Origin of the sequence: uncultured Roseovarius sp. (genome assembly GCF_913054395.1) — a bacterium.
Taxonomy (GTDB): Bacteria; Pseudomonadota; Alphaproteobacteria; order Rhodobacterales; family Rhodobacteraceae; genus Roseovarius.
Window position 1 is genome coordinate 26,084 of the sequence record NZ_CAJXIP010000025.1, and the last position, 9,202, is coordinate 35,285.

General features: G+C 57.9%; 6 protein-coding genes. 3 read left to right on the forward strand and 3 right to left on the reverse strand.

The annotated features are described in order from the left end of the window. The first annotated feature begins 3 nt into the window (after nt 1-3). Nucleotides 4-1,089, forward strand: coding sequence for a hybrid-cluster NAD(P)-dependent oxidoreductase (locus QZ522_RS05625; protein ID WP_294608539.1), 1,086 nt, complete (start codon nt 4-6; stop codon nt 1,087-1,089). Between the two features lie 228 nt (nt 1,090-1,317). Beyond that, on the forward strand, nt 1,318-1,623 hold the full coding sequence (locus QZ522_RS05630) for a hypothetical protein (protein WP_294608541.1): 306 nt from the start codon (nt 1,318-1,320) through the stop codon (nt 1,621-1,623). Nucleotides 1,624-2,416: 793 nt separating this feature from the next. Here QZ522_RS05630 and QZ522_RS05635 read toward each other — a convergent pair. Continuing rightward, nucleotides 2,417-3,358: a LysR family transcriptional regulator gene (locus tag QZ522_RS05635; RefSeq protein ID WP_294608543.1), complete on the reverse strand. Its 942-nt coding sequence runs from the start codon at nt 3,356-3,358 to the stop codon at nt 2,417-2,419. Between the two features lie 102 nt (nt 3,359-3,460). On the opposite strand from QZ522_RS05635, the gene QZ522_RS05640 reads away from it, so the two are divergent. Beyond that, nucleotides 3,461-5,896, forward strand: a complete 2,436-nt coding sequence (locus tag QZ522_RS05640; RefSeq protein ID WP_294608545.1) for an FAD-dependent oxidoreductase — start codon at nt 3,461-3,463, stop codon at nt 5,894-5,896. 398 nt (nt 5,897-6,294) lie between these two features. Here QZ522_RS05640 and QZ522_RS05645 read toward each other — a convergent pair whose 3' ends face one another. Both QZ522_RS05645 and QZ522_RS05650 read right to left on the reverse strand, forming a co-directional pair. Further along, nucleotides 6,295-8,040, reverse strand: a complete 1,746-nt coding sequence (locus QZ522_RS05645) for an adenylate/guanylate cyclase domain-containing protein (RefSeq protein ID WP_294608547.1) — start codon at nt 8,038-8,040, stop codon at nt 6,295-6,297. A gap of 217 nt (nt 8,041-8,257) precedes the next feature. After that, nucleotides 8,258-9,202 (reverse strand): IS66 family transposase (locus tag QZ522_RS05650; protein ID WP_294608549.1); only part of this gene is annotated, 945 nt, incomplete at its 5' end.

A 9,202-nucleotide genomic window follows, 5' to 3' on the forward strand; every position in this document is an offset into this window, starting at 1 on the left:
ACCATGGTAGAACAACGAGAAATGATCGCGGCGGCCGATGACGGCATCTGGACCGACGCAGAGCCTCTGCTCTGCTGTTCGGTCGTTCCCGAAGCCTCCAATACAGCGACCTTCAGCTTCGTTGCGCCTTCGGGTGCCCAGTTCCGGTATGAGCCGGGACAGTTCCTGACGCTGGAACTTCCGGTTCCGGGCGGCACCGTGTGGAAAACCTACACGATTTCGTCCTCGCCCTCGCGCCCCCTGACGATCTCTGTGACGGTCAAGGCTCAGGCGGGCAGTATCGGCACGCGCTGGATGCTCGACCATCTGACGCCGGGCATGCAGATCAAAGCGACAGGTCCGGCGGGCATCTTCAGCCTTCCCCGCAAGGAGCAGAAAAAATACCTGTTCATTTCGGCGGGCTCGGGCATCACGCCATCGCTTGCGATGACCACCTATCTTTTCGACCGCGGCACCGGCGTGGACGTGACCTTTGTCCACTGTGCCCAACGGCCGCAGGACATCATCGCGCGCCAGCGCCTTGAACAGATGGCATCGCGGGTTCCGTCGATCCGGCTGTTCTTCATCGTCGAGGAAGATGACCCCTATCGCGTCTGGACCGGCCTGCGCGGGCGCCTGAACCAGCTTATGATCGGCCTGATCGCGGGCGATTACATGGAACGCGAAGTCTACTGTTGTGGCCCTGAACCGTTCATGGATGCGGTCCGCGAGATGCTTATCGCACTCGGCTATGACATGGACCACTACCATCAGGAAAGCTTTGTTGCGCCGGTCAAGCGCGAGGAACAGCTTCCCGAGCATGACGATATCATACCGGACGAGGAAACCTCTGCGACCGTCGCATTCTCGCGCTCTGACGTTTCGGCAGAGTGCAAGGAAACCGATACCGTTCTCGCCGTCGCGCGCAATGCCGGGATCGTCATACCGTCGGGTTGTACCTTCGGCGTCTGCGGCACCTGCAAGGTCAAGAAGACGGCAGGCGACGTCCATATGGTGCACAACGGCGGCATCTCGGAAGATGACATCGAAGCGGGGTATATCCTGGCCTGCTGCTCCAAGCCGATCGGATCGGTGGAAATCGACGCCTGATCCACGTTGTTTCCTGCACCACCCGCTTCGCAATTCTGCGGGCGCAACAATTCCTTCAGGGCCATGATTGCCATGGCCCTGATACGTGACCTCTTGGTCGTTGAGGTATGCGGGTCAAAAGCGGCGATGCTTGCAAGCGCAGTTGCTTAGGTCTTTAGAGGACCCGAAGACATTACGGCACCAGCTACCATTCCAAATCCCGCTAATCCGGCAGAGAACGCCGAGAGGTTGGACGAGGGCAACGGTCGAATTCCCAACGACATTGGCGGTACGAGCGCAGCCGTGTTGGATGGTGTCTTGTGCGGCTTTGGCGATGAGTTTCTGGCGGCGCTCTCTGCGACTCTCGACCTACAACCGGATGGTCACAGCGATGCGAATTTCGTTCAGTTTGATAGACCTATCAGAGACCGGTTTGACACTGCGCTCACCGCAATACGTGAGGAGCAGGCAAGATTTGCAATCGCAACTCCAGGCAAGACGGCAGTGACGGAAATCGCAGGCTTGATCATCGCCCCTGGCAAGGGCACTTCCTGACTTAAAGTAATGGTGCCCGGGGGCGGAATCGAACCACCGACACGAGGATTTTCAATCCACTGCTATTCTCGACAAAGCAAGTGCTTATGGGATTATGGAACGTCAAACCCCTGACGCCAGATCAAATACTTACGTGGAATTTGTCAAACCGGTTTGTGCCAATTTAGCCAAAGAAATAGAGCTGCGGATGGACAAGCGCTATAGAGGGCGCGGATATCATCACGCGTTTGGTACACGACTATCTTTGCCTTAAGCATAGGAGTGGCAGCGCTGAAAAACTTTGGAATGCTTATTCAGGAACTTGACTGGAGGGCGGCATTAAGATGGAGATTTGGCTTTTGACAGCAGAGGAACCACCAAATGTCTGACGTCAGACAACCAAAAACAAGCCGCATAATCAATCACACAAATGAACCGGAGCCTCCAAAGCTCAAGCCGCTCTGATGTTCCATTTTATATGACGACGGACATCTCTGCGCATAGTTGCCGCTCAACCGGCTGAACCCGCTCGGCGTTCCTGATGGAAACTATCAGATGACTGCAGTCAGCCCAGAGCGGACCCATGTCCTGTGCCCCCCGCCGAGGGAGCACATGCAGATCGGGCGGATTCTGGCCATTCTCTGCAAATGCGAGCTAACATCGCAACGATTTCGGAAGCCGACATCCAAACGCCCCCCAGCTGAACTGGAGGTTGTCCTGCAGCAAGGCAGTTTAGCTCGAGGCAAGACGTTCATTTTGTGCAGGTGTGCAAAAGTCCGCAATGAGATGTTCTATGTACAGTTCAGTGGCTGTTTCAACCCAGGTATTTTCGTGCATCGGGAACAATCAGACCCGCGCCTACTGGACCTTCGAAATAGGCGACACAGGTATCGACGAACAATTGAACCAGTCTTCGTCTTGGCCCCGGTGCGAACCCGAGCGAGAGAGTGACGCCGCTTGTGCTGTTGGCGATCGGAAGGCAGCGTATCTCTTGCCCGGCATAGCTTTGAACGTCGCGGGGCTTCATGTTCAACAAGGATATTCCCATCCTTGATGCCACAAGGGACCGAACCATTTCGGTTGAATTGGTGGTTGCGACGATGCGCAGGTCTGTGCCTCCTTGTTCAAGGAGCTCCAGATAATACCCACGCGCGGCGGGACGGTCTAAAAAGATTAGCGGCTCGGCCACGATTTGAGAGACCGTCACGGCATCGCAATGCGCAAAGGCATGGTCCGCCGGACATAAACAATAGGTGGATGCAAAAATAAGCGACCGCGTTTCAATTTGTGGGTTTGGCAATTCTTCGACAAAGAGGATCACGTCGAACTGACCGTCCAGCAATCCCTTCTGAACAGAGTCGTTGTCGCCTTCGGAAAAGGTAAAGGCCACATCTGGGTGTGCGCCTGAAATATCTGCCGCAAGGCCTGGCAAGAAAGCCGGAGCAATTGGCGCATTGTAGCCGATCGCCAGATTGCCGGAGAAACTCGACTTCAGATCAGATACACCCGACAGTAACGTGTCATAGCGGTCCAGCAGATCATCGATGCCTCGCGCCACATCCCGGCCTGCCAGTGTCGGGAATATCCCCTTCGCCCGTGCTCGCGTGACCAGCGTCATGCCAAACGCCGCCTCCGCCTGATCCAGTGCTGCGGCAATTGCTGATGGCGTCACATGCATGGCGTCTGCGGCGGCCGTTATGCTGCCACGCTGCAAAGCCGCTTGGAGGTATCGCATCGCGCGAAGAGACAGAGTCATACCATAACCTTAGATTTTCTGAGGTAATACCTCACATAAAAACATTTTTCAAAGGAACGTTTTTTTGCGAACCTTTGCTGAGCCGAAAAAGTGGAGCGTGAGATGAAATCCAGAACGAAAGTTGTCGTCATCGGCGGCGGCATCGCGGGCTGCTCGACCCTGTATCACCTGACGCAAGAGGGATGGTCCGATGTCGTCTTGGTCGAGCGGGATGAGTTGACCTCCGGCACCACATGGCATTCGGCCGCTCAAGTCACGAATTTCGGCATGACCCAGACGATGGTGGGCCTAAAATCCCACTCCATCGCCCTCTATAAGAAGTTGCGGGACGATCCCGAATACCCGGTGGGCTATCACCATGGGGATGGCGGCATCCGGCTGGCCAACACCGAGGCGCAGATGCAGGGCTATCGCCACTTCGCATCAATGGCGCGAGGTATGGGCGTGGAATATGAGGTCATCGACGCAGAAGAATGCGCGCGCCGTCACCCGTTGATTTCGACCAAGAACCTGCTTGGCGGGCTCTGGGATGGCGAAGACGGCGATATTGATCCCGCTCAGCTTTGCCAGGCACTTGCCTTTCATGCGCGCAAGGCCGGGGCAGAGGTCTATCGCAACACCCCCGTGACCGGCCTGACCCAGCACAAGGACGATACGTGGACCGTTCACACCCAACACGGTGAAATAGACTGCGATGTTGTCGTAAATGCGGGCGGCTATCGCGTCAACGAGGTGGCGGCGATGATGGGCGTCCAGCATCCGGTCGCATCCATGGAGCACCAGTATTTCATCACCGACGACATCCCCGCCATCGCCCAAGCTGGGCATCGGATGCCGCTGCTGCGGTGCCCGATCTCAGACTACTATTCCCGTCAGGAAAAAGGTGGCCTGCTTGTCGGATTTTACGAACAGGATTGCAAGACCTGGGGCATGGACGGAATCAGCCCGAGCTTTTCCAACGACCTATGCCCTGATGATTTGGATCGCGTGATGGATGTTCTTGAAGGTGCGTTCGAGCGGATGCCCGTGTTGGCCGAGGTCGGCATCAAGCGCATCGTGAACGGCCCGATCACCTACACAATTGATGGCGCGCCGTTGGTTGGCCCTATCCCCGGCAAGCGCAACGGCTATTGCATTATCGGCCTGCGCGCGGGGCTGGGCGAAGGTGGCGGGCACGGTTGGCTTCTTGCGCAGCAGATCGTCCATGGCGAGGCGTGCTATGACACCTGGGTTATCGACCCGCGCCGGTTCACCGGACATGCGACCGTGGAACTGACCGCGCGCAAGGCGATCGAAGACTATCAGAACGAATTCAGGTTCCATTTCCCGCATGAGCATCGCCCCGCCGGACGAAACGCTAAGACGACCCCTTTGACGCCTGTCTTGGCGGCCGAAGGCGCGGAATTCACGGTCGTCAACGGGTGGGAGCGTGTGGACTACATCAAGCCATCGCCGGATTTCCACCCGTCGTTGAGCTTCAACTTTGACGAGGCATTCCATGTGGTCGCGGCCGAAGTGCAGAACGTCGCCACCAACGTGGGCCTGACCGAAGTCAACGGGTTCAATCGGATTGAGATCACCGGCGCCGACCGTCATGCGTTTCTCGACCGGATGATCTGTGGCACCGTGACAGCGCGCGCGGGCCGTGTCGGCCTCGGCTATCTCTTGAACCACCAAGGCTGCATCAAGTCCGAGGCAACGATTGCCAACCTGCCCGCCTCGGATCGAGGGCCTGAACGGGTCTGGTATGGGTCGGCGGCAGCCTCGGAATACCACGACATGGATTGGCTGACGATGCATCTCGAACCGGGTGAAGACGTCCAGTTGCGCAGCCTGACAAACGATCAAACGATCCTCGTTCTGGCCGGGCCAAAGGCACGCGCGGTCCTTTCAGACTGCGCCAGAGGCGATTGGACAGCTGAGGCCTTCTCATGGTTGTCCGTGAGAGAATGCTGTATAGGCTTCGCTCCAGCCACCGTCATGGGCATCAGCTTTTCCGGTGAACTGGCGTATGAAATCCATGTGCCGAATGCTTCTCTCTACGCAGCCTATCTTGTTTTGCGCGAAGCAGGCGAGGCGCATGGGCTCAAACTTTTTGGCGCGCGGGCGGTCGACTCCATGCGCATGGAAAAAGGGTTTCTGCATTGGAAAGCCGACCTAATAACGGAATTTGACCCGTTCGAAACGGGACTCTCCAGATTCGTAAAGTTGGACAAGGGCGAGTTCACCGGAAGGACTGCACTACTGAAACGTCAAGAGATCGGGCCGGGTCGCAAGCTGGCGACGCTCAGGATCGAAGCGCAACACGCGCCGGTACATCCGGGTGCATCCTTGATGCGCGGGGATGACGTCGTCGGCACGATCACATCCGGAGACTACGGGCATCGCGTTGGCATGAACCTCGGCTACGCCTTCATTGCGCCCGAATTGGCCAGAACCGGGGCCGCGATGGAACTGGATCTGTGTGGTGAACGCGTTGGTGCAAAGGTCATCGAACCATCACCGTACGATCCAGATTTTGAACGGATGCGAAGCTGAAAAAACGCCATTGAAGAAGTCTTCCGCCGAGTGTCCCCGGCTGCGTGGAATTTAGCAGAACAGCGATGTACATAGAGCCAGGAATGGCGACTGCACCTGAGCAATTCTCGCGAGGAGGATTTTACCCAAACGGTCACCGGAAATCTTCGGCGAAAGAACGCTTCTTCCAGCACAGCCTTAGTCAGATCGGCAAAAATGCTGCGCGATGAAGGAATGGCCGTTCTGGTGATGCTGCCGCGCGGCATATGACACATCGGCCAGCGGCGGCTTTGGGCCGGTCACGACTTGAAGGCGGACGCCTGCCTCCTGCTTTGCAAAGCTCGCTATCTGCGCTTAGCTGCCGCTCAACCCTATCGAACCGGTCGGCGTTCCTGACGGAAATGATCAGATGACGGGAGTCAGCCCTTTTTGATCCCTGCTGCTTGCAGGCCGTCGCGGTGATGTTGAAGGTCTGCGTCATCATTGTAGTGAAGCGTCGACAGATAGGTTTCGAGATCGAATTGCGGATCGATAGTGTAGATCCGATTGACATGGCCCGAGGCTGCGGTCTTGTCGCCGAGCCAACCGTAAGAGGCGGCGAGGAACGCGTGGTGGATTTGATCGGTCGTCGAGAGGTGCATGAATGCCTCGATCGCTTCGGCGTATTTACGGGCGGTGAAATGGGCCTTGCCAAGGTGGCTCCAGAAGCGTTCCGGGTGATGCGGGTTCAGACGCATCGCCTTGCGGATCCACTCGATCCCTTCCTCCGGATTGCCGAGCCAGGTCAGAAGCTCGCCTTGCTGGACAACGACTAGGTCATAGTTCGGATTTAGTGCCAGCGCGCGTTCCTGGTGGTAACGAGCCTTGGTCAGGTCGTTGGCGGCGACACTACATGCCGCCATGATGCGGTGAACGTCAGCGTCGTTTTCGTCGAGAGCCAGCGCTTTTTTGAGCTCAGTCAATACCTCGTCAAATGTGGCATCCTTGTCCTCGCACCATCCATAGCCCCAGGTTTGTCCAAGAATACAACCGCGCCATGCATGAGCATGGGCGTAGTCAGGGTCGAGCTCAATCGCCCTGTTGATCATCTCTTGCGCGCGATTATTGTCCTCGAGATTGCTGCGGTGATGGTAAACTTTTGCGGCCAATACGCATTCGTAAGCCGCCATGTTGGCCGGCGTTTTGCGCGCTAGAAGATCGTGCTGCGCCGCCTCGACCCGGCCCGGCAGCGTGGCGACGATGGCGGCGGTCACCTCGTCTTGGAGCTCGAAAATATCGTCCAGATTGCGATCATATTTCTCGGCCCAGATGTGGCTGTCGTTGGCGGTGTCAATTAGCTGGACAGTGATCCTGATGCGATTCCCGGCCTTCCGAACGCTTCCTTCGACCAGATATTGCGCGCCGAGCGCCTTGGCGACTTCGGGGATATTCACGGCCTGATTTTTGTAGACGAAGCTGGAATTGCGCGAGATGACAAACAATTCATGGCGCCGCGACAGTTCGGTGAGGATGTCTTCGGTCAGCCCGTCGACGAAAAATTCCTGCTCCGGATCTCCGCTCATGTTTGTGAATGGAAGCACGGCGACGGTGGGTTTGACCATGGCACGGCCTTTGACCCGCTCGGCCGCACCGTTGGTTTCGGGCTGAGGTCCGTCCAGAACCGCGCGATAGACCCGGATTGGGCGGTTTATGTTCTTCAGTGATTTGTCGCCCAGATCCTCGAACGTCAGGTCGACCCGGTCGGCGACCTGATCGTAGACTGCCGCGGTAACGCAAAAGCCGCCAATTTCGGCAAGAGACTCGAGCCGTGCGGCGATGTTGACACCATCGCCAAAAATGTCTTCGTCCTGAAAGATAATATCGCCCAAGTTGATGCCGATGCGGAATTGGATGCGCCGCTCGTTGGGCACATCGGAATTGCGCCGCCGCATCCGCTCCTGAATTTCGGCAGCGCATTTCACTGCGTCGGCTACGGACTGAAACTCGACCAACATACCGTCGCCGGTGGTCTTGATGATGTTGCCCTGGTTCTTGGCGATGGCGGGGTCGATCAACTCGATCCGGTGCGTACGCAGGCGTGCGAGCGTTCCCGCCTCGTCGATACCCATCAACCGGCTGTACCCAGCCATGTCAGCGGCCAGTACCGCAGCTAGTCTGCGTTCCATGAGTTCTTCCTTTGTAGGAAACATGCTCTCTTTGTAAGAACTATACTCGCAGGTGCCCGCAAGTTCCATCTGGATAACACAAGGAGCCTAAGGCTCTTGGCCAGTCAGCCCACTACCAATGGGCTCTTCGCATGAATTTTTCTGCACGGCAGAAATACCAAAGCTCCATTTGAAAACGAGATACAACCGGAAATAGGGTAAGCGCCTCGGCGATCCCCTACGCGGCGCGGCTTGACGCGACCGCGAAGTTCCAGGGCATGAGATCGTCGATGCGGCTTCTGGGATGACCGTCGAGCAACGCGCGCAACGTGTCAGAGAGGTAGCTGACCGGATCGACGTCGCACATCTTGCAGTTCGCGATCAGGCTGGCGAGCAATGCCCAGTTCTCTGCGCCGACCTCGTGCCCGACGAATAGGGCGTTTTTCCGAGTCAGAGCAATCTTCCTGATCTGGTTCTCGACCGGGTTGGTGTCCAGCTCCAGACGGCCGTCTTCAAGGAACCGGGGCAGGCCGGGCCAACGCGCCAGGGTGTAGCGGATGTCCTCGGCCAGCTTTGACGAACGCGGGATGCGCGACAGCTGCGCCTCGAGCCAAGGGCGGAAGGCGGCAATGATCGGTGCGGAGAGTTCGCGCCGGGCGGCAAGCCGGGCTTCGGGACCCAGGCCGCGCACGGATTTCTCGACAGCATAGATCTCGGCGATCTGGCGCAGGGTTTCCTCGGCAATCGGTGAGCCGTCCTTTTCCAGGCGCTTCACGAACCGCCGACGCGCATGCGTCCAGCAATGGACGAGCGTCCATGGACCCTCAGGCCGGTCGACCTTGGTGAGCTTGTCATAGGCTTCATAGCCGTCGCATTGCACGAACCACCCGCGATAGCCCTCGAGGAATCGAAGCGCATGCACGGCGCCGCGGCCGGGCGCGTAGTGGAACATCACCACAGGAGGGCCGGCACCGCCGTGACCCCGGTCATCGGCAACAATGGCCCAGAAGTAGCCGGTTTTCGTTTTCCGCCGCCCGGGATCGAGCACCGGCGCGCGGGTTTCATCCATGAACACCCGGTCTGCGCGTTTCAGCCGCTCCTTCAGGTGATCGGCGATCGGGCGCAGATGGAAACAGGCGCGCCCCACCCAGTTGCCGAGCGTCGCACGATCCAGGGTGATCCC

Bases quoted from the DNA above. Each gene is read 5' to 3' on its own strand.
- QZ522_RS05625 (WP_294608539.1), top strand. From the start codon at position 4: ATGGTAGAACAACGAGAAATGATCGCGGCGGCCGATGACGGCATCTGG.
- QZ522_RS05635 (WP_294608543.1), bottom strand. From the start codon at position 3,358: ATGACTCTGTCTCTTCGCGCGATGCGATACCTCCAAGCGGCTTTGCAG.
- QZ522_RS05640 (WP_294608545.1), top strand. From the start codon at position 3,461: ATGAAATCCAGAACGAAAGTTGTCGTCATCGGCGGCGGCATCGCGGGC.
- QZ522_RS05645 (WP_294608547.1), bottom strand. From the start codon at position 8,040: ATGGAACGCAGACTAGCTGCGGTACTGGCCGCTGACATGGCTGGGTAC.